The following is an 18,002-nucleotide window of genomic DNA, read 5'->3' on the forward strand; positions in this document are numbered from 1 at the left end:
TTTATAACTCCTATCCTTTTATGTGCTTTAAACACTCTACTCTATGTGAAATAATATCGACAGACAGAAAAATAACACCAAACAAAAACAAGGATACTATTTTATTAAAAACAGACTATTATCATTTATATTTTCTATCAACACCTTAATTTTACAAGACAATATATTAGGTTATAAAAACAAGTTAACTAATCACTTTATAAAAAACACATAACTAATTCATATAGAATTTTAGCAAGAATAAATTACCTCAAATACTCGAACTAGGTTTTCCATATATCAAAAATCAGATTTTTTTATTGATATCAATTCAACATTATAAAAGACTGGAGCTAAAATATTTTATAATCTCTAAAATTTAAAACAGAGCCCACTGCTCTAACGCTTATAAAACCTATGAATTAACGGACCTAACATTCCAACTTACCTGTAGCAATGAGGCATATATTTTTTTATAGTAAATAGTTCTATTAGACATCCACCAGAGTTCCATTTAGAGCGAAACCCTTGGCTGGGGTAAGGAGTAAAAGTAGACTCCCATAAAACAGTTTCTTGGTAATCCATTTGACCATCGCCGTCTCCATCTTCCCTAAAAACTCTTACATTTCCTAGTTCATCGTAAGAATAATAACTCATTAAGCTTATATTAAGATAGGCATCTTGAGATGAGGAATGTATAAGCCACCCAGAATCATTGTAAGTGTAAGCATCAGAGTCACCATAACCAGATACATACTGCTCATATGTTTTTTTAATCAGCAGACCTGATTCGTATGTAAAATTTATTATGGTTCTAACATTTTCATACAACCCTTTATAATAGATAATTTTTTTAAGGTTTCCGCTTTCATCATAGAATCTTTCAAAACTATTGCTATTGTTAGTATTATGAATAATCGACTGCTCTTTAACGACTCGCTCGAGACTATCGTAATAAACTTTCTCAGTTTCCCTTGAGCCATGATTTTTGGTATCAATTTTAGTATTATTAATATCATCGAACTCAGTCGTCTGTACATAATACAATACACCATCACTGTATTCTTTCATAGAAATACGCCGTCCTTGATCGTCATAGATATTTACGCGTGTTCTGTCTGCTTCTCCATCCCCATCTGCATCGTATTCCGAACGAAGAACATTACCAAACTCATTCAGCGTCTCTATTGATATTCTATTAATTACACCATCATTTCCCCCGTCATACTCCGCTCGTCTTTCAAGACCGTTGGTCTGTGTTGATAGTGTAGCGTATAGTGGCAGATGATAATAATTACCCCACGGATCTGAAATCTGCTCCCCTATCTCCCAAAAATCGTTCCAGTCAGGGTTAGAGTAAGAGATCTCACGTGTTCCATATCTGGGTGCGTTTATATACTTAATTGACTTTAAGGACCCTGATGAGTGATACTCTCTTACAATACTCCATTCTTCATAGCCATCAGCATTATTATCGGAAGCCTCTTTTACGAGGTTGCCATATTGGTCGTACTCAAATGTTACGACCGAGTCGACATCTCCATCAGCATCATGATCTCTTTCGATTCTTAGTGGCCGGCTAGCAGTACGTCCATTCTTATAGACTAACTTGTCAATACCCATAGATTTATAAGCATGAGAAATCACAGCGAAAGCAGAAAAGAGATCGATATCACTTGAGTCGTCTGAATTCGCGTTTAAGTATTCAAAAACCTTCCTCACAGCAATCGACTTGCCAAACCCTTCAATTGATAAAGAATAGTCTGGCATATGATTCCTAAGGGCATACACAGCATCATCAGAGATCCGTATACCATTTTTCGGGTTTTGATCATCGTCGACGGATTGAAGTAATCTAAGTATATTAATTACTTTGGTAAATGGTGATGGATCACCATTAATAGCGTCTATTAATTCTATTGGGTTGGTAATCGGCTCAGAACCTGATTGTAAATCAAAAGGCGTAACTATGGCGGCACCTATTGTCGAGCCTAGCATGCTAGACCCAATATAAAATGAAACCTGCTCACCCGCCTTATAACTGAATTCACCTTGACTGTTAGTCACTCCTTTCTGAGATTCTGTTTCATATCTCAAACCCTCTGGGCTAGCGAGAAAGACACCAACCAAAGGAATCGATTCAGTAGGAGGAGTCGGGGTTTCTCTATCTGAAGAGCCACCGCCGCACCCTGACATAAACATTGATACAGATAGTGAATATAATACAAATTTTAAAGCCGAGTACTTTTTCAACATTTCCCCTTCCCTGAGCAAGAAAATTTCTAGTTAGCACGACTATAGAAAAGAAACACAGTGGAAACTCCTTTTCCAACTCGTAGCCATTGATTATTTATACAGTTTTTTCAATAAAAGTACACACGTTAAAGTATAGCAGCCAGAAAAATTTAATGGTAACCCCTCCAAAAATTAACGGTGCTGAAAAGTAGGGTTATTTCGGAACTTATCAGCAAAAGGCTCTGTATGAAGCTTCACATTATACCCACAGCGTAATCATGACGATTATTAAACAAGCAATTACAGGCATACCTGTGTTTTAACTATAGAGTTCTGCTTCATTATTTAAATGGCGAACACAATATGCCGGCATAGGTTCCTTCTGATAGTGCGCTTAAATGAACTTAAGAAGAAAGTCGTCAGCTGACGAAAATATATGCTCTAGAACGTCTTAAGGCCCAAATATAGTCAGAAAAACGTTATAAAAAATGATAAAGCCATCTTAGCACAGGAGGTTGCGCAACAGCCCACTGCTACCCAAGTAGCCACTATCAGGCTGGCATGTGTTGCCTAGAAAGCTGTTATCACTATTAGCAAGCATGATTCTGAAAATACTAACATTGGCTGGACTGATCAAAATAACGACAAAGAGCCAGATAGGCGCCTCGCTATGTGTTTTGACTACCCACGAAATGCCCAAGGCTTTTTCTAGAGCCGCAAACGCAGTTTGCCAGACTTAATCTCAGAATAAAGCTATGCAAGCCACCATAAGCGCCTCTATAGTATTCGCTAACCAGAATCAGATCTGACCAATGGGTTTAATGCACGCTCAGCTTTCCGGCGGCCATCATTGCCGTCGATTTAAAGTTATTGGCGATTATCGACCGCAATTGAAGCAAATTCTAACTTACCTGCCATACACGTTATAAGAACTCTGAACTAATTGATTGAGTTCGAAACAGGATCTAGAAAGCTACGCAACGAGGTGACTCTGGTTTTAGAATCATGAACGCACTCATAAAGCCAATGGTGACAAGCCGCCATTGAGGAGACTCAAATTCTATTTTTAACATCAGTTGAAAGCTATAGGATTCCTCCGCATCTGACATTTTTAGGTGCTTTTTATCCACTTTGCGCCCACGACTGTGTCCTTGAGCATACCCATTTTTGTGACGGATCTTAAATCAAGGTAAAAGTAGAAGGCAAAGAATTCGCTGTATCCAGCGTAGTATGTAGGGTTGAAGACTTTTGGTCGGGACAGTAGGATTTGAACCTACGACCACCGCCACCCCATGACGGTGCGCTACCAGACTGCGCCATGCCCCGATTTGCTCATTGAAGAGACGTGAATAGTAACCTAAGTTTTTGATTTTGTGAAGCTTTCATGAGCCTGTTTTAAGAGTCTTTAAAATCTCTTCAAGCTCTATGATTGTTTGTCGGATCACCTGACGATATCGCGCACTTTCATCACTGCCCTGCTCACTACTAAACCATTGCCGAGCACCATTAATGGTGTAGCCCTGATTATGCAGTAAATCCTTTATTTGCCGGATAATAACGATATCTTGCTGTTGGTAGTAACGTCGGTTGTTGCGCTTTACAGGCTTGATCTGTTCAAACTCTTGCTCCCAATACCTCAAGACATGTGCTTTAACATCGCACAGAGACGATACCTCACCAATGGTGAAGTATCGCTTACTCGGTATGGCCGGGAGATCAGGCTGGGTCGGATCGGCTGTCAGCATATGCATCTACTCGATCCTTGAGCTTTTGTCCCGGACGAAACGTCACAACCCGACGGGCAGAGATAGGCACCTCTTCACCCGTTTTCGGATTTCTACCAGGGCGCTGGCGTTTGTCACGTAGATCAAAATTGCCAAACCCTGATAACTTAACTTGTTCGTTGGTCGCTAAGCTCTCACGAATTTCATCAAAAAAGGATTCCACCATGTCCTTGGCTTCACGCTTGTTTAGGCCTAATTCCTCGTGCAAACGCTCAGCCATGTCAGCCTTAGTTAAAGAACTCATGAACCCACCTTTGCTTTGTCTAATCTCTTAATGTTGCCCCTACAGCAGACTGCAATGTGTTGATCACATTTTCTACAGCTGTATTGATCTCTTCTTCATTAAGAGTGCGCGATGGATGCTGCCAGGTCAAGCCTAGAGCAAGACTTTTTCTCCCAACTTCAATACCTTGGCCCTGGTATACGTCGAACAGCGTCACTTTTTTGAGGTACTCTCCGCCTTGCTCCATTGCCACAGCTTTGACTACATCGTAAGCAACATTTTCCGCTACCACGACAGCTAGATCGCGGCGAGATTCAGGGAACTTGGATAGGTCATCGAACTTAGATACCTTACCTTCCAACACCGAACCTAGCTCAATCTCAAATAGGTAAACAGGCCCAGTTACACCCAATGACTTCACGAGAGCAGGGTGCAATGCACCTACTCGGCCCACAACGTCACCATTACGATGTATCTCGGCACTTTGCCCTGGGTGCAGTGCAACATGGCTACCCGCGACAAATGTAAACTCATCCGCCACACCACCTAAGCCAAGCACGGTCTCAAGGTCACCTTTGATATCGTAGAAATCAACCGGTGACGACTTACCTGTCCAACGCTCAGGCTCGCGATTTCCGGATAATAGACCAGCTAGCATTTTCTCTTGCTTTAGCTCATCGCCTTGCTGAATAAAACACTGGCCAGTTTCGAACAGACGTACTCGGCTTTGTTGACGGTTTTGGTTATGTTGCAGTGCTTTCACAAGCCCAGGCCAGATCGTTGTGCGCATAACAGCCATCTCCGCGGAGATCGGATTAGCTAGCGCTAACGCTTCGTGCTGATCATCAAACTGGCGCTGCAAGCCCGCTTCAATAAAGCTGTATGTGACGGCCTCTTGATAACCCAACGCAACCAGCGTACGGCGCAAAGACTGCACGGTAACCTGAGACTCAGCACATGGTGTGAACGGCAGCTGTGCTGTCGGCACTTTCACCGGCAGATTGTTATAGCCGTATACGCGCGCCAGCTCTTCAATCAAATCGACTTCGATCGTAATATCGAAACGATAAGATGGGACTGCAACACGCCATTCACCTTCACCAGATGCCGTCACCTCCATACCTAAGCGTGTCAGAATCTCTTCGATCTCTGCGCTTGGCATATCAAAAGCTAGCATCGCATTCACTTTGCTATGACGCAGTGTAACCGTACTTGCGCTCGGTAAATGCTGCTCGTCAGATGCCTCAGTCACAGGGCCTGCCTGACCACCTGCAATCTCAAGCAACAACGCGGTTGCTCGCTCAATACCTTCACGTTGCAGTTGCCAGTCCACGCCACGCTCGTAGCGATGCGAGGAGTCCGTGTGCAAACCATACGCGCGTGCACGACCCGCGATCGCAATTTGATCGAAGAACGCACACTCAAGGAAGATATCTTGCGACACTGCTGTAACGCCAGTCGCTTCACCGCCGAAAATACCTGCCATGGCTACTGGCTTGGACTCGTCGGCAATAACTAATGTATCGCTGTTTAGTTCAACTTCATTACCATCGAGTAAAGTCAGCTTCTCGCCCGCTTCCGGGTAACGCACAACGATTCCACCATCCAACTTATTTAAGTCAAACGCGTGTAATGGCTGACCCAGTTCAAGCAGAACGTAGTTAGTGACATCAACAATGGGATCAATGGAGCGAATACCTGAGCGACGAAGCTTCTCAACCATCCAAAGTGGTGTTTTCGCTGCAACATCAACACCACGGATAACGCGGCCTAGGTAACGAGGGCACGCATTCGGTGCTTCCAAGCGGATCGGCAATGTGTCGTCAATTGATGCATGTACGGCTGCAATCGGTACGTAAGTTACTGGCGCCTTATTCAGAACGCCAACCTCACGCGCAAGTCCTTTAATACTCAAGCAATCGCCACGGTTTGGTGTGAGATCAACATCGATAATATGATCATCTAAGCCAAGATACTCGCGGATACATGCTCCGACAGGTGCGTCTGCAGCAAGCTCCATAATGCCACCATGATCATCGGAGATTCCTAGCTCATCTTCAGCACACAACATGCCAAACGACTCAACTTGACGCAGCTTAGCTTTCTTAATTTTGAACTCGCCGCCTTCCGGTGTTGGCAATACTGCACCTACTTTCGCATACGCTGTTTTTAAACCTGCACGAGCATTAGGCGCACCACATACCACTTGCAGCGTCTCTGTGCCATCTGACACAGTACACACTTGAAGTTTATCTGCATTGGGGTGTTGCTCAGCGGTAAGAATTTCGCCAACAACAACATTTGAAAAAGCACGAGCTGCGGGAATAACCTCATCCACTTCAAGCCCGGCCATTGTCACTTGATCAACTAACGCTTGCGTACCGATATTTGGGTTGACCAGTTCGCGTAACCAATTTTCACTGAATTTCATTCTGCTTTCCTAAACGTTCTTAATCGTCAAAATCACTGGGTTCAAATGGCTACTTAAACTGGCCAAGGAAACGCAGATCGTTTTCAAAGAACAGACGCAGATCATTTACGCCGTAACGCAACATCGCTAAGCGCTCAACGCCCATACCGAATGCAAAGCCAGTGTACTCTTCTGGATCAATACCTGACATTTCGAACACCTTCGGATGCACCATGCCACAACCCAATACTTCCAACCATTTTCCGTCGCCGCGATCGATATCGACCTCGATAGAAGGTTCAGTGAACGGGAAGTAGGAAGGACGGAAGCGAACTTTCACGTCCTCTTCAAAGAATTCGCGCAAGAATTGTTCAAGTGTACCTTTAAGGTCAGCAAAGCTAATGTTCTTATCGACAAGCAGACCCTCAACCTGATGGAACATTGGGCTGTGAGTTTGGTCGTAGTCACAACGGTATACGCGGCCTGGGCACACGATACGAATCGGCGGTTGCTGAGTTTCCATCGTGCGAACCTGCACACCGGACGTATGGGTACGCAACAGCGTGTTCGCATTAAAGTAGAACGTGTCATGCATCGCACGTGCCGGGTGGTGCGACGGAATGTTTAATGCTTCAAAGTTATGGTAGTCGTCTTCGATCTCTGGGCCTTCAGCAACACTGTAACCAATGCCCGCAAAGAAGGATTCGATACGCTCAAGGGTTTTAGTCACAGGGTGCAAGCCACCTAGCTCTTGGCCTCGGCCTGGCAGCGTGACATCAACGGTTTCAGCAGCCAACTGGGCTTCCAATGCTGCGGACTCTAACGCCGACTTGCGTGCACCGATTTGCTCAGCAACTTGTTGCTTCGCTTCATTAATCTTCGCACCCGCTTGCGGGCGTTCCTCTGGAGAAAGCGCTCCTAAACCTTTCAGTAACGCTGTTAAATGACCCTTTTTACCGAGGTAGTCTACGCGTACCTGATCGAGTTCCTGGACGGTGGTAGCTGCTGCAACCGCCTTCGCTGCCTCCTCCAGGAGACTTACCATATTTTCCATTTCCAACTCCACGTGATGGGGGAAAGACAAGATAAAAACATCTCGTGTTTAACTGATAACTTAGCTCAATTGACTGCCTTAAACGGGACAAACAACTCACCTAAGTCTCTACAAATTAGCTAACGACGAACGAAAAAATAGGGGAAGAGCTCACACCCTTCCCCTACTTCGACAATCTATGCTACCTCAATAAATGAGGTGGGTGCATTACGCCAGTGCAGCTTTAGCCTTCTCGACAACCGCCGCAAATGCAGCCTGCTCGTATACAGCTAGGTCAGCAAGAACCTTACGGTCGATTTCGATGTTAGCTTTTTTCAAGCCAGCGATGAAACGGCTGTAAGACAAACCGTTGATACGCGCAGCAGCGTTGATACGTGCGATCCACAGAGCGCGGAACTGACGCTTACGCTGACGACGGTCACGGTATGCATATTGACCAGCTTTGATAACAGCCTGTTTGGCAACTCGGAATACACGGCTACGAGCACCGTAGTAACCTTTTGCCTGCTTCAAGACTTTCTTATGACGACGACGCGCCTGAACACCACGTTTTACACGAGCCATTCTTTACCTTCCTATACTAAATTCTGTTAAAAAAATGCGACTTAAATGTAAGGCAGCATGCGACGGATCAGTGCTTTATCAGCAGCGTGAACCTGAAGCATTGGACGAAGCTGACGCTTACGCTTAGTGCTTTTCTTAGTCAGAATGTGGCTTTTGAAGGCTTGCTTGTGCTTGAAGCCATTAGCAGTTTTCTTGAAGCGCTTAGCCGCTCCACTGTTAGATTTAATCTTAGGCATTACAAATCTCCACGCATTCGTTAGTTTAGGTAACGGACAAACAAGAAACCCGCAGGTGCCAAGCAGCTACGGGTTAACTCGCTGATCACATTACTTTTTCTTCTTCGGAGCAATAACCATGATCATTTGACGACCTTCCATCTTTGGACGCTGCTCAACAGTTCCGATCTCGATCAGATCCTGCTCGATGCGTTGCATCAGTTGCATGCCCAAGTCTTGGTGAGCCATCTCACGACCGCGGTAACGAAGCGTTACCTTGGCTTTATCTCCTGCTTCAAGGAAACGTATCAGGTTGCGTAGTTTTACCTGATAATCCCCTTCATCCGTACCCGGACGGAATTTCATCTCTTTGATCTGAGTCTGATGCTGCTTCTTCTTAACTTCAGCCTGCTTCTTCTTCTGTTCGTACTGGAACTTACCATAGTCCATCAGCTTACAAACAATCGGATCAGAATCAGATATCTGGACCAGATCAAGTTCAGCCTCTTGGGCCATCCCAAGGGCCTCGTTAAGCGATACGATACCTACCTGCTCACCATCAGCACCGATTAGGCGTAGTTGTTGAGCTCTAATATTGTCGTTAATTGGCGCGCGATTCTCACGACGCGCGCCTCTTCTGTTATCGCGCTTAATGGTTATATCTCCCAATAATTATTCTTCGCGACTCTTGAGTTCCACGTCTTTTGATAGTAAATCAGTGAAAGCTTCGATTGGCATAGATCCTAGATCTTCACCGGAGCGGGTACGGACGGCAACACAGCCGTTTTCAACCTCTTTATCACCTACCACCAGAAGGTAAGGAACTTTCTGAAGAGTACGCTCGCGGATTTTAAAGCCGATCTTCTCGTTTCTCAAGTCCGAAGTCGCCCTAAACCCACAATTTTCCAATGTTTTTACTACATTATCGCAGTATTCAGCTTGTTTGTCGGTGATATTCATCACCACGGCTTGTACCGGCGCCAACCAAGTCGGTAATGCACCTGCAAAGTTCTCGATCAAAATACCGATAAAGCGCTCGAAAGATCCGAGGATCGCACGGTGCAACATAACCGGTGTTTCACGATCACCCTGTTCATTGATGAATTGCGCACCCAAGCGCCCAGGCATCGAGAAATCAACTTGAACGGTGCCGCACTGCCACACACGATCCAAGCAGTCTTTCAACGAAAACTCAATTTTCGGGCCGTAGAATGCACCTTCACCTGGTAGCTCTTCCCAATCCAGACCTGCAGAGTCTAGCGCATCCGCTAGTGCTTTCTCAGCTTTATCCCAGATCTCGTCTGAGCCAACACGCTGCTCTGGGCGTGTTGATAGCTTGTAGATCACCTCTTTAAAGCCGAAGTCTGCATACACTTCGTGGAGGAAGTCGATGAAAGAGGATACTTCACTCTGAATCGAGTTTTCAGCACAGAAGATGTGCGCATCGTCTTGCACGAATCCACGTACACGCATGATGCCGTGCAGGGCACCTGACGGTTCATTACGGTGGCAGCAACCAAACTCAGCTAAGCGCAATGGCAGATCACGATACGAACGCAAGCCTTGGTTAAATACCTGAACATGTCCTGGGCAGTTCATTGGCTTGATAGCGAAGTCACGGCTTTCAGAGTGTGTTGTGAACATCTCTTCGGAAAACTTATCCCAGTGACCGGACTTCTCCCAAAGGGTACGCTCAACAACCTGCGGAGTGCGGATCTCTTGATAACCATGCTGGCGCTGCTTAGCACGCATGTAACTCTCAATCTGCTGATACAGTGTCCAGCCGCTTGGGTGCCAGAACACCATTCCTGGTGCTTCTTCTTGCAAATGGAACAAGTTTAGCTGCTTACCAAGCTTACGGTGGTCACGCTTTTCCGCTTCTTCTAAGCGGTGTAGATACGCTTTAAGCTGCTTCTTATCACCCCACGCTGTGCCGTAAATACGTTGCAGCATCTCGTTATTGGAGTCACCACGCCAGTATGCACCCGCCACTTTCATCAATTTGAAGGCTTTCAGGTGGCCAGTTGATGGCACGTGTGGGCCACGGCATAAGTCGATAAAGTCGCCCTGCGAGTAGAAAGAAAGATCTTCTGAGTCAGGAACCGCCTGCAACAACTCAACCTTGTAGGTCTCACCCATCTCTTGGAACATCGCTGTCGCTTCATCACGGCTCATTAGAGAGCGCGATACCGGCAAGTTTTGCTTCGCCAGTTCAGCCATCTTTTTCTCGATCTTTTCAAGATCTTCGGGCGTGAATGGACGCTCGTAAGCGAAGTCGTAATAGAAGCCGTTTTCGATAACAGGACCAATAGTTACCTGTGCACCAGGGAACAACTCTTGCACCGCCATCGCCATCAAGTGAGCTGTCGAGTGGCGAATCACCTCTAAGCCATCTTCATCACGCGCGGTGATGATCGCAAGCTCAGCATCCTTATCAATTACGTAAGAGGTATCTACAGCAGCGCCGTCGACTTTACCAGCCAGAGCCGCTTTCGCGAGACCCGCACCGATATCAGCAGCGACATCAAAAACAGTAACAGGGTTAGCAAACTCACGTTTGCTACCATCAGGGAGTGTAATAACAGGCATGTTCAAATTCCTAAAATTTAGCGCGTCACATCTGACCCCTACCAAAGGCCCGATGTCTGCAATACGTTTAAAGTGACATTCGTACAAACCAAGTACTAAATGCTGGCGCGAAGTCTACCTGATTCGCTGCTATAAAACTATGAAACTTGCCTTACAGTGCCCCTATTCCGCTGTCTCCAGCAAGCGACGGGTGTAATGGATATGCTCGGTTGCAATCCGCTTTGCCTTATCGGCATCGCGCTGCATGAGGGCTTGATAAATCTGAAAATGCTGAGCGGCTATTCCATCCGGGTAACGGCCATAGCGCTTCAGTGTATGATCTAATACTCCGTAGATCGCGTTAAAATAGCGGCTGTAAAAGAGCTGGCTGAACGCTGTGATCAGCAGATGGTGGCTTGATTCAGCCACCAGCATATGGAACTTCAGATCGGCCTTAGCTTTTTCAAGTGTCGAAGCGCCGCGGCCACGACGCTGCATACGTTGGTACTCGTTCTCAATCGCCGTCATCTGTTGGTCCGTTGCGCGTAATGCACAGAAATACGCCGCTTCCCCTTCGATAAAAGCGCGCGCCTCTAGCACGGCAATTTGCCAAGGTAGGCTATCGATCTGCCCAACGGGTAGTTCAACACAGGGCGCCAGCAAATTAAGGCACTCGCTTCGTCCACCGGGCTTGGTCGCAATCATGCCCTCTAACTCAAGTTGCTGAACCACCTCACGCACAGTGGAGCGCGATAACTGCCGTTGCTCGGCTAACTGGCGCTGAGATGGCAAGCGCTCGCCCGGGATAAGCTCGCCCTGCGCCAATGCTTTAATAAGGTCATGATACAAAGCCCGTTTTTTCTGGCTCTCGTTACTCATTGCTCTCCCCGGCCTCTTGGTCAGACCAGTTTAGCGTTAAATATTTCTTTTGCGTAGTGCTTTACCTATTCTTGGTTCATAAAAAGAACAACGTACACACCGCTACTCAGACAAAGACAAGAAATCAGGTATCTCTCATGCAAACATCAGCCAAACGACATCAGGTGGGGCTTTTTGTCACCTGCTTAGTCGATATGTTTCGCCCTAGCATTGGATTTGCGACGATCAAACTGCTCGAAAGTGCGGGCTGCGACGTCAATGTACCGAGCACGCAAACCTGCTGCGGACAACCCGCTTTCAACTCGGGTGACAAAGCCACCTCTATCGATATTGCGAAGCAAACTATCGAGGCGTTCGATGGTTTTGAATACGTTGTAGGGCCCTCGGGTTCATGCATCAGTATGCTGCATCACTACCCTGAGCTGTTTGCAGAGAGTGACCCATGGCATGCACGCGCGACCGCTCTCAAAGGTCGCGCTTACGAGATTACATCGTTCCTAACCGACGTTCTGGACTTCGATGACATTCTTGCCAGTTACGAAGGTGTCGCAACCTATCACGATTCCTGTTCAGGCCTGCGCGAGCTAGGCGTTAAGCAACAGCCACGCACCTTATTGGCAAAAGTCGCGAATCTATCACTGAATGAGATGGAAGAGTCCGAGACCTGCTGCGGCTTCGGCGGCACGTTCTGCGTGAAATACCCTGATATCTCAAACCGTATGGTAGAAAACAAGTCTGCCAATATCGATGCTTCTGGCGCAAATACGCTGCTCGGTGGCGATCTTGGCTGTTTATTAAACATGGCAGGCAAGCTGAAACGCCAAGGCCATGCCATTGAGGTTCGCCATATTGTGGAAGTGCTAACGGGAATGACCGATGAGCCAGCTATTGGCGATGCAAACTACAACCTTGGCAAAACTGTTTAGAGGAGGTTGCTATGCAAATTGAAAGTCCAGCGTTCAAAGAGAACGCACGTATCGCACTGCATGATGTTGACCTGCAAAAAGCTCTTGGCAACCTCAAGGCAGGTTTCCCGACGAAGCGAGCCGCAGCTATCGAACGTATGCCCGAGTTCGACTCGCTCCGCGATGAAGCGATGCAGCTTAAAAACCATATTATTGAGAACCTAGATCTCTATCTCGAGCAGTTTGAAGAGAATGTCACCAAGCAAGGCGGACATGTTCATTGGGCGCGAACGTCAGATGATGCTTGCAAAACGATTCTTGATATCTGCCGCCAAGTTGGTGCCAAAACCGTCACTAAAGGCAAATCGATGGTATCGGAAGAGGTCAACCTCAACGAATACCTCGAAGCCAACGGCGTAACGCCAGTCGAAACAGACCTAGGTGAGTACATTCTGCAACTGCGTGGCGATCATCCAAGTCATATTATCGCACCAGCCATCCACCTGAACTTGGAAGACGTGACCGAGGCTTTTCATGAGCATCACGGCCGCCCACGTTCTAGCGACCCAGCTGTTCTCATGCAAGAAGCCCGCGAGATGCTACGTGAGAAGTTTGTTGCAGCGGACGTCGGCATCACCGGTGCCAATTTCTGCGTTGCCGAAACGGGGTCAACGATTATCGTGACTAACGAGGGTAACGGCGACCTGACCCAAACGCTCCCAAAAACTCATATTGTCATCACCTCGATCGAAAAAGTGGTCCCAACACTTGAGGATATGACGCTATTTCAGCGCCTGTTGGCGCGCTCCGCAACGGGCCAAGAGTTTACGGTTTACAACACACTCTCTACAGGCCCTCGTCGTGCCGATGATCAAGATGGTCCAGAAAACTTCCACGTTGTACTGGTTGATAATGGCCGCAGCGAAATGGTCGGTAGCGAGTTTCAAGATATGCTGCGCTGCATCCGTTGCTCCGCCTGTATGAACCACTGCCCGGTTTATGGATCTGTCGGTGGCCATAGCTATGGCTGGGTCTACCCAGGCCCAATGGGTTCAGTTTTAACGCCTAAAATGATTGGTATCGAAAAAGCAGGCCTACTGCCAAACGCCTCCACCTTTTGTGGTAAATGCGAGTCGGTTTGTCCTGTGCGCATCCCGCTACCTCAACTCATGCGCCATTGGCGTGAAGATGAGTTCAGCAAACACCTATCACCTAAGGCAGCGCGCTGGGGGCTTGGCGGTTGGGCGTTCTTCGCTAAGCGCCCTTCCCTGTACCGTTTACTGTCCAAGGGCGCAAACCGAGCACTGCGATTAATGGCAGGCAAGAAAGGGCGTGTGACTAAGCTGCCGCTTGCCGGCGGCTGGACAGACTGGCGTGACATGCCAGCACCAAGCGGCAAAACCTTTATGGAACAATACAAGCAACAGCAACGGTGATCACGATGAGTCGAGCAGAGATTTTTAGCAATATTCGCCGCGGCTTAGGGCGTGGCGAGGCCAGCGCAGCGCAGAAAGCCGCCGTAAAAGCGCGCCTTGATCAACACAAAGCCAACTTGATCCCGATGCGCGCTCAGCTGCCGCACCACGAGCAGGTAGCATTGTTTAAAGAGATGGCGCTTGAAGCCGCGGCCGAGATTATAGAGTTAACCGATATTCACGAGGTTCCGGCAGCCTGTGAGACATGGCTCGCTAACCGAGAGATCAACGAACTCATCGCAGCCTCTGACTCGCAGATTACTGCACTGGACTGGCAAAGCACATCACGTATCCAGCTAAACCACCGTGTTGGTAAGGTCGGCGATATTGCCAGCTTGACCACCAGCTTTGCGGGCATCGCTGAGACGGGTACGCTGATGCTTTACTCGCGCCAAGAGAGCCCCACCACACTGAACTTTCTACCCGATGTTCATATGGTGATTCTTCACGAAAAAGATATCGTCGGCCCCTACGAAGATGCGTGGCAGAAGCTGCGCAGCAGCACGGCGGGCACTATGCCACGTACTGTGAACATGATCACAGGACCATCGCGCAGCGCCGATATCGAACAGCGGTTGCAGATGGGAGCACATGGCCCTAAAGAGCTGGTTATCCTGCTTATTTCAGACAGCCAATAAAACAAAACCGCCCCTGACATCACTATCAGGGGCGGTCTCTTCGTACTGTAGCATCCGGCTACCGCACTAGCTGTTATCCTTCGCCGCCTTCTCAATCGCTTGACCGCCTTTGCGGATATCCTTACCCAAACCTTCTACGGTACTGCAGCCAGAAACAGCGACAACTAAAAGAAGCGCAACCACGGCGCTGATCTGCTTTTTCATTTAAAACCCTAATACTTTCAACTGACGTGAGTGCTTACTTTACTCACAGCGCAGCGAAGCATCAAGCTCGTCGACCAACTCTGACCAATCGCCGTCGCTCTCGCGACACTCGCGCAGAAACTGCACCTGAGCTTCACTCCAGAATGGCGCATCTTCTAAGCAGACATCATGATCAAGCTGATGGGAGCGGATGAAAGCCTCCACGGCAGCTGCATCTCCGTTAAGACCTAACTGCTGAAAAAGATGTGTGAAATCATGCTTTACTATGTCCATTCCCTTACCCTCGTCGTTATTTGGTTATTATAGTTACGGACGATGCCGTATTTACCTGCCTTTGCTCCATAAAGGCAACTCAAGCATTTACAGAATAAAGCCTATCCGCTCAAAATAGCAGCTTTATTACAAGCGATGGATACATGAGTTTTGCCTCAACTGACCTACCTCAAACCTCAAGCGCCAGCAGAGATCGTTCTAGAGATTAAAAAGAGCCGCTTTATCGCGGCAGCTATACCGATCAGCCATGAGAGCGAAGCGAAAGCCTTCCTCCAAAAATGGCGCGAATCGGACCCCGGCGCTAACCACCACTGCAGTGCGTTTATTAGCCAGCACCCCAGCGATCACCGCGGTTTCGGTTACAGTGACGATGGTGAGCCGAGCGGCACTGCCGGCAGACCGATGTACAACGTTTTACATGGCGCGAACATTGGCGGGATCTGCGTGATTGTGACTCGGTATTTTGGTGGGATTAAGCTGGGTACCGGCGGTTTAGTACGCGCATATTCGGCCAGCGTTAAAGAGCTACTACCTGAACTCACATTAGCCGAGGTGAAGCCAAAAGCGATGCTCAGTTTTAGCTATCCGTACTCGCTATCGAGTAATATAGAAAAGGTGCTACACAGTGCAAATGCCACGCTAATCGAAAGCCATTACGGTAGCGATGTAATGCAAGAGATTAGTATCGATGTAGACCAAGTAGAGCCGCTCAAAGCCCTGTTGATAGAAAGCTGCCACGGCCAACTCACCATTCATCAAGATGAGTCTTAAGTGCCAACGAGCTACAATAGAGGTGTGACCAACGTGGGGGATACAAGATGAGTAATGTTGTCGACTTCAATGATAAAAAGGCAGCGGCCAAACATCGTAAGAAAGAGCAAGGGCTCGATGAGATGCGCCAACGCTTTGAAACTGTGCTGCCTGATAAGAAAAACACACCCAAAGAGCGCCTGCTTGATATCTTTCGCAAAGGCAAACCTAAAAAGCGCTAACGCAACCTATTAAAGCGCTTTCCCGCCCCAACACATCGGGTGTTTCTCTGCATACCGGCACTTTTGGCATAAATTGGAGAATAGCATGGTTGAAAAGAGATATGGTTTTCGACTGTTTCCGGCCTTTGGATAGCAAGGTTCAATCGCTGCTTCCAAACACTGCCCGCAGAAGTAACTTCTCTATACGGCCGAGAGACTTCTATTTATGGGTTTAACGGTGTTGGGTGTTGAGATCGCTAACAGCGAATACATTGAGTGGTCCATGAAAGCCCCTCTCCACATTAGATCCAGTATCGTCTCCTGCTGAGAGACTTATTCGCAAACTCTCGACGTGCAGATCGATGACCGTCTTGATCAACCCATCATTGTCGAGGAGATGGCCGCTGCGTTGGGTTGTAGCAAATTTTACTTCCTCAGAGAGTTCAAGAAGCTCACCGGCCAAACCCCATATCAGCACCTACTCGAAAAACGTCTAGAACGCGCTCAAGCCATGCTCGCCCAAGGAGAGACGAACATCTTCACCACTGCGCTGGCGGTTGGCTTTAGTGATCAATCACATTTTACGCGGGCATTTAAAAAGCGTTTTGGCACCACTCCCGGTAAGCTCAACCGGTGACTTTCGGCATTAGCCAAGCTCATGTGAGATTACGAAACCTCATTGGCAAAGCGCAGGATTGCTCGGTAATTTCGCTTGAATGTGATTTCATCGAGATATCAGCCAATGAGTTCCTATCAAGACTACCTGAAAGGCGTCGCTTTGGTTTTGCTAGCCACGGTGTGTTTCTCTTTTCAGCCAATTTTTGGGCACCTCGCCCACAGTGATGATGTGAGTGTTGTCACACTGATCTGGCTGCGGTTTTTAATTAGCGCAGTGCTTTTGCACCTCTTTCTATTTCGCCAAACGACACCCTATTGGTATCGCCCTTTCATTATTGGCGTGTTGTTTTCGTTTGGCTCAATCTGCTACTTCTCTGCCTTACGCAGCTTATCGGTCGGGTTAACAACCCTGCTGTTTTTCCTCTTTCCGGTCTATATCTTCCTACTCTCGGTGCTGCTAAAGCATGAGTCGATCTCGTGGCTTAAGCTGCTTGCCGTCGGTATTGCAGCGATGGGCGTATGGACCAGTGTGGAAGTGGAAACGATAAGCTCATGGCCCGGTTTAATGATGGGGCTAGCGGCAGGTGCCAGCTACGGTATCTACATCATGCTGAGCAATCACTATCTTAAGCATAACTCCCCTTTTGATGCGCTGCGCTGGGTAACCACCGGTGCAGCTGCCAGCCTGTCTTGCATGATGCTCTGGACCGACGCCACCCTACCAAACAGCTGGTCTGGCGCAGGTGCCGCTGTAGGGCTGAGCTTAGTGTGCACCTTAATGTCGATGGTATTTCTACTCACCGGAACGCGTTTGATTCAGCGCTCCAGCGATGTCTCCGTCATCGCTTCCACCGAGATAGGGATGACGCTGTTCTTAGCCTGGTTGCTGCTCGATAGCCTGATCTCCAATAGTGAGTTAGTCGGTGCAGCCATGGTGTTTGCATCCGCTCTGCTCATTGTTGTGGCGAAAAAACAGGAGACATGCAAAGCGCTACAGGCATCGTAGC

General features: G+C 47.6%; 19 protein-coding genes and 1 tRNA gene. 7 read left to right on the forward strand and 13 right to left on the reverse strand.

Going from position 1 to position 18,002, the window contains the following annotated elements:
* Positions 1-423: 423 nt before the first annotated feature.
* The 11 genes from E4L36_RS12835 to E4L36_RS12885 all read right to left on the reverse strand — a co-directional run bounded on the left by E4L36_RS12835 (position 424) and on the right by E4L36_RS12885 (position 11,911).
* Positions 424-2,235, reverse strand: a complete 1,812-nt coding sequence (locus tag E4L36_RS12835) for a hypothetical protein (RefSeq protein ID WP_136680938.1) — start codon at positions 2,233-2,235, stop codon at positions 424-426.
* A 1,228-nt stretch (positions 2,236-3,463) separates the two neighbouring features.
* A tRNA-Pro gene (locus tag E4L36_RS12840) sits at positions 3,464-3,540 on the reverse strand.
* Between the two features lie 56 nt (positions 3,541-3,596).
* Entirely contained in the window at positions 3,597-3,959 is a 363-nt protein-coding gene (locus E4L36_RS12845) for a MerR family transcriptional regulator (RefSeq protein ID WP_127693126.1), read from the reverse strand.
* The gene (gene ihfA, locus E4L36_RS12850) at positions 3,931-4,242 is read right to left on the reverse strand and encodes an integration host factor subunit alpha (RefSeq protein ID WP_136680939.1); all 312 of its coding nucleotides are present in this window, start codon (positions 4,240-4,242) and stop codon (positions 3,931-3,933) included. The genes E4L36_RS12845 and ihfA overlap by 29 nt, the downstream gene beginning before the upstream one ends.
* A 19-nt stretch (positions 4,243-4,261) precedes the next feature.
* Positions 4,262-6,652 carry a phenylalanine--tRNA ligase subunit beta gene (gene pheT, locus E4L36_RS12855; protein ID WP_136680940.1) on the reverse strand — a complete coding sequence of 797 codons (2,391 nt, stop codon included), beginning with the start codon at positions 6,650-6,652 and terminating at the stop codon, positions 4,262-4,264.
* A 49-nt stretch (positions 6,653-6,701) separates the two neighbouring features.
* Entirely contained in the window at positions 6,702-7,685 is a 984-nt protein-coding gene (gene pheS / locus E4L36_RS12860) for a phenylalanine--tRNA ligase subunit alpha (RefSeq protein ID WP_127692397.1), read from the reverse strand.
* Between the two features lie 207 nt (positions 7,686-7,892).
* Positions 7,893-8,249, reverse strand: coding sequence for a 50S ribosomal protein L20 (gene rplT / locus E4L36_RS12865; RefSeq protein WP_136680941.1), 357 nt, complete (start codon positions 8,247-8,249; stop codon positions 7,893-7,895).
* A 41-nt stretch (positions 8,250-8,290) separates the two neighbouring features.
* Positions 8,291-8,485, reverse strand: coding sequence for a 50S ribosomal protein L35 (gene rpmI / locus E4L36_RS12870; protein ID WP_127692395.1), 195 nt, complete (start codon positions 8,483-8,485; stop codon positions 8,291-8,293).
* Between the two features lie 90 nt (positions 8,486-8,575).
* A complete protein-coding gene (gene infC / locus E4L36_RS12875) occupies positions 8,576-9,118 on the reverse strand; it encodes a translation initiation factor IF-3 (RefSeq protein ID WP_240656911.1) in 543 nt (180 codons plus the stop codon).
* An 18-nt stretch (positions 9,119-9,136) separates the two neighbouring features.
* Positions 9,137-11,053: a threonine--tRNA ligase gene (thrS, locus tag E4L36_RS12880; RefSeq protein ID WP_136680942.1), complete on the reverse strand. Its 1,917-nt coding sequence runs from the start codon at positions 11,051-11,053 to the stop codon at positions 9,137-9,139.
* A 162-nt stretch (positions 11,054-11,215) separates the two neighbouring features.
* On the reverse strand, positions 11,216-11,911 hold the full coding sequence (locus E4L36_RS12885) for an FCD domain-containing protein (protein WP_136680943.1): 696 nt from the start codon (positions 11,909-11,911) through the stop codon (positions 11,216-11,218).
* Between the two features lie 137 nt (positions 11,912-12,048).
* Between E4L36_RS12885 and E4L36_RS12890 the strand changes: the two genes are divergently transcribed.
* From E4L36_RS12890 to E4L36_RS12900, 3 genes are read left to right on the forward strand one after another with little or no spacing between them, the layout of a single operon-like run.
* Positions 12,049-12,837, forward strand: a complete 789-nt coding sequence (locus E4L36_RS12890) for a (Fe-S)-binding protein (RefSeq protein ID WP_136680944.1) — start codon at positions 12,049-12,051, stop codon at positions 12,835-12,837.
* A gap of 11 nt (positions 12,838-12,848) precedes the next feature.
* On the forward strand, positions 12,849-14,252 hold the full coding sequence (locus tag E4L36_RS12895) for a LutB/LldF family L-lactate oxidation iron-sulfur protein (protein WP_136680945.1): 1,404 nt from the start codon (positions 12,849-12,851) through the stop codon (positions 14,250-14,252).
* A gap of 5 nt (positions 14,253-14,257) precedes the next feature.
* Positions 14,258-14,929 carry a lactate utilization protein gene (locus tag E4L36_RS12900; RefSeq protein WP_136680946.1) on the forward strand — a complete coding sequence of 224 codons (672 nt, stop codon included), beginning with the start codon at positions 14,258-14,260 and terminating at the stop codon, positions 14,927-14,929.
* A gap of 66 nt (positions 14,930-14,995) precedes the next feature.
* Here the strand turns inward: E4L36_RS12900 and E4L36_RS12905 are convergent, their stop codons facing one another.
* Entirely contained in the window at positions 14,996-15,133 is a 138-nt protein-coding gene (locus E4L36_RS12905; protein WP_127692389.1) for an entericidin A/B family lipoprotein, read from the reverse strand.
* Between the two features lie 39 nt (positions 15,134-15,172).
* A complete protein-coding gene (locus E4L36_RS12910) occupies positions 15,173-15,406 on the reverse strand; it encodes a DUF2789 domain-containing protein (RefSeq protein WP_136680947.1) in 234 nt (77 codons plus the stop codon).
* Positions 15,407-15,556: 150 nt separating this feature from the next.
* On the opposite strand from E4L36_RS12910, the gene E4L36_RS12915 reads away from it, so the two are divergent.
* From E4L36_RS12915 to E4L36_RS12925, 4 genes are all read left to right on the forward strand, one after another.
* On the forward strand, positions 15,557-16,177 hold the full coding sequence (locus E4L36_RS12915) for a YigZ family protein (protein WP_136680948.1): 621 nt from the start codon (positions 15,557-15,559) through the stop codon (positions 16,175-16,177).
* Between the two features lie 47 nt (positions 16,178-16,224).
* Positions 16,225-16,398 carry a hypothetical protein gene (locus tag E4L36_RS17845; RefSeq protein WP_164846981.1) on the forward strand — a complete coding sequence of 58 codons (174 nt, stop codon included), beginning with the start codon at positions 16,225-16,227 and terminating at the stop codon, positions 16,396-16,398.
* 331 nt (positions 16,399-16,729) lie between these two features.
* Entirely contained in the window at positions 16,730-17,014 is a 285-nt protein-coding gene (locus E4L36_RS12920) for a helix-turn-helix transcriptional regulator (RefSeq protein WP_240770723.1), read from the forward strand.
* Between the two features lie 105 nt (positions 17,015-17,119).
* The gene (locus tag E4L36_RS12925) at positions 17,120-18,001 is read left to right on the forward strand and encodes a DMT family transporter (RefSeq protein WP_136680949.1); all 882 of its coding nucleotides are present in this window, start codon (positions 17,120-17,122) and stop codon (positions 17,999-18,001) included.
* The last annotated feature ends 1 nt before the right edge of the window (position 18,002 follow it).

It is taken from the genome of Neptunomonas sp. XY-337, from assembly GCF_004959845.1.
GTDB classification, from domain to species: Bacteria; Pseudomonadota; Gammaproteobacteria; order Pseudomonadales; family Balneatricaceae; genus Neptunomonas; species Neptunomonas marina.

Coding starts and splice junctions, on each gene's coding strand:
- E4L36_RS12835 (WP_136680938.1), bottom strand. CDS start 2,235: ATGTTGAAAAAGTACTCGGCTTTAAAATTTGTATTATATTCACTATCT.
- E4L36_RS12845 (WP_127693126.1), bottom strand. CDS start 3,959: ATGCTGACAGCCGATCCGACCCAGCCTGATCTCCCGGCCATACCGAGT.
- ihfA (WP_136680939.1), bottom strand. CDS start 4,242: ATGAGTTCTTTAACTAAGGCTGACATGGCTGAGCGTTTGCACGAGGAA.
- pheT (WP_136680940.1), bottom strand. CDS start 6,652: ATGAAATTCAGTGAAAATTGGTTACGCGAACTGGTCAACCCAAATATC.
- pheS (WP_127692397.1), bottom strand. CDS start 7,685: ATGGAAAATATGGTAAGTCTCCTGGAGGAGGCAGCGAAGGCGGTTGCA.
- rplT (WP_136680941.1), bottom strand. CDS start 8,249: ATGGCTCGTGTAAAACGTGGTGTTCAGGCGCGTCGTCGTCATAAGAAA.
- rpmI (WP_127692395.1), bottom strand. CDS start 8,485: ATGCCTAAGATTAAATCTAACAGTGGAGCGGCTAAGCGCTTCAAGAAA.
- thrS (WP_136680942.1), bottom strand. CDS start 11,053: ATGCCTGTTATTACACTCCCTGATGGTAGCAAACGTGAGTTTGCTAAC.
- E4L36_RS12885 (WP_136680943.1), bottom strand. CDS start 11,911: ATGAGTAACGAGAGCCAGAAAAAACGGGCTTTGTATCATGACCTTATT.
- E4L36_RS12890 (WP_136680944.1), top strand. CDS start 12,049: ATGCAAACATCAGCCAAACGACATCAGGTGGGGCTTTTTGTCACCTGC.
- E4L36_RS12895 (WP_136680945.1), top strand. CDS start 12,849: ATGCAAATTGAAAGTCCAGCGTTCAAAGAGAACGCACGTATCGCACTG.
- E4L36_RS12900 (WP_136680946.1), top strand. CDS start 14,258: ATGAGTCGAGCAGAGATTTTTAGCAATATTCGCCGCGGCTTAGGGCGT.
- E4L36_RS12905 (WP_127692389.1), bottom strand. CDS start 15,133: ATGAAAAAGCAGATCAGCGCCGTGGTTGCGCTTCTTTTAGTTGTCGCT.
- E4L36_RS12910 (WP_136680947.1), bottom strand. CDS start 15,406: ATGGACATAGTAAAGCATGATTTCACACATCTTTTTCAGCAGTTAGGT.
- E4L36_RS17845 (WP_164846981.1), top strand. CDS start 16,225: ATGAGTAATGTTGTCGACTTCAATGATAAAAAGGCAGCGGCCAAACAT.
- E4L36_RS12925 (WP_136680949.1), top strand. CDS start 17,120: ATGAGTTCCTATCAAGACTACCTGAAAGGCGTCGCTTTGGTTTTGCTA.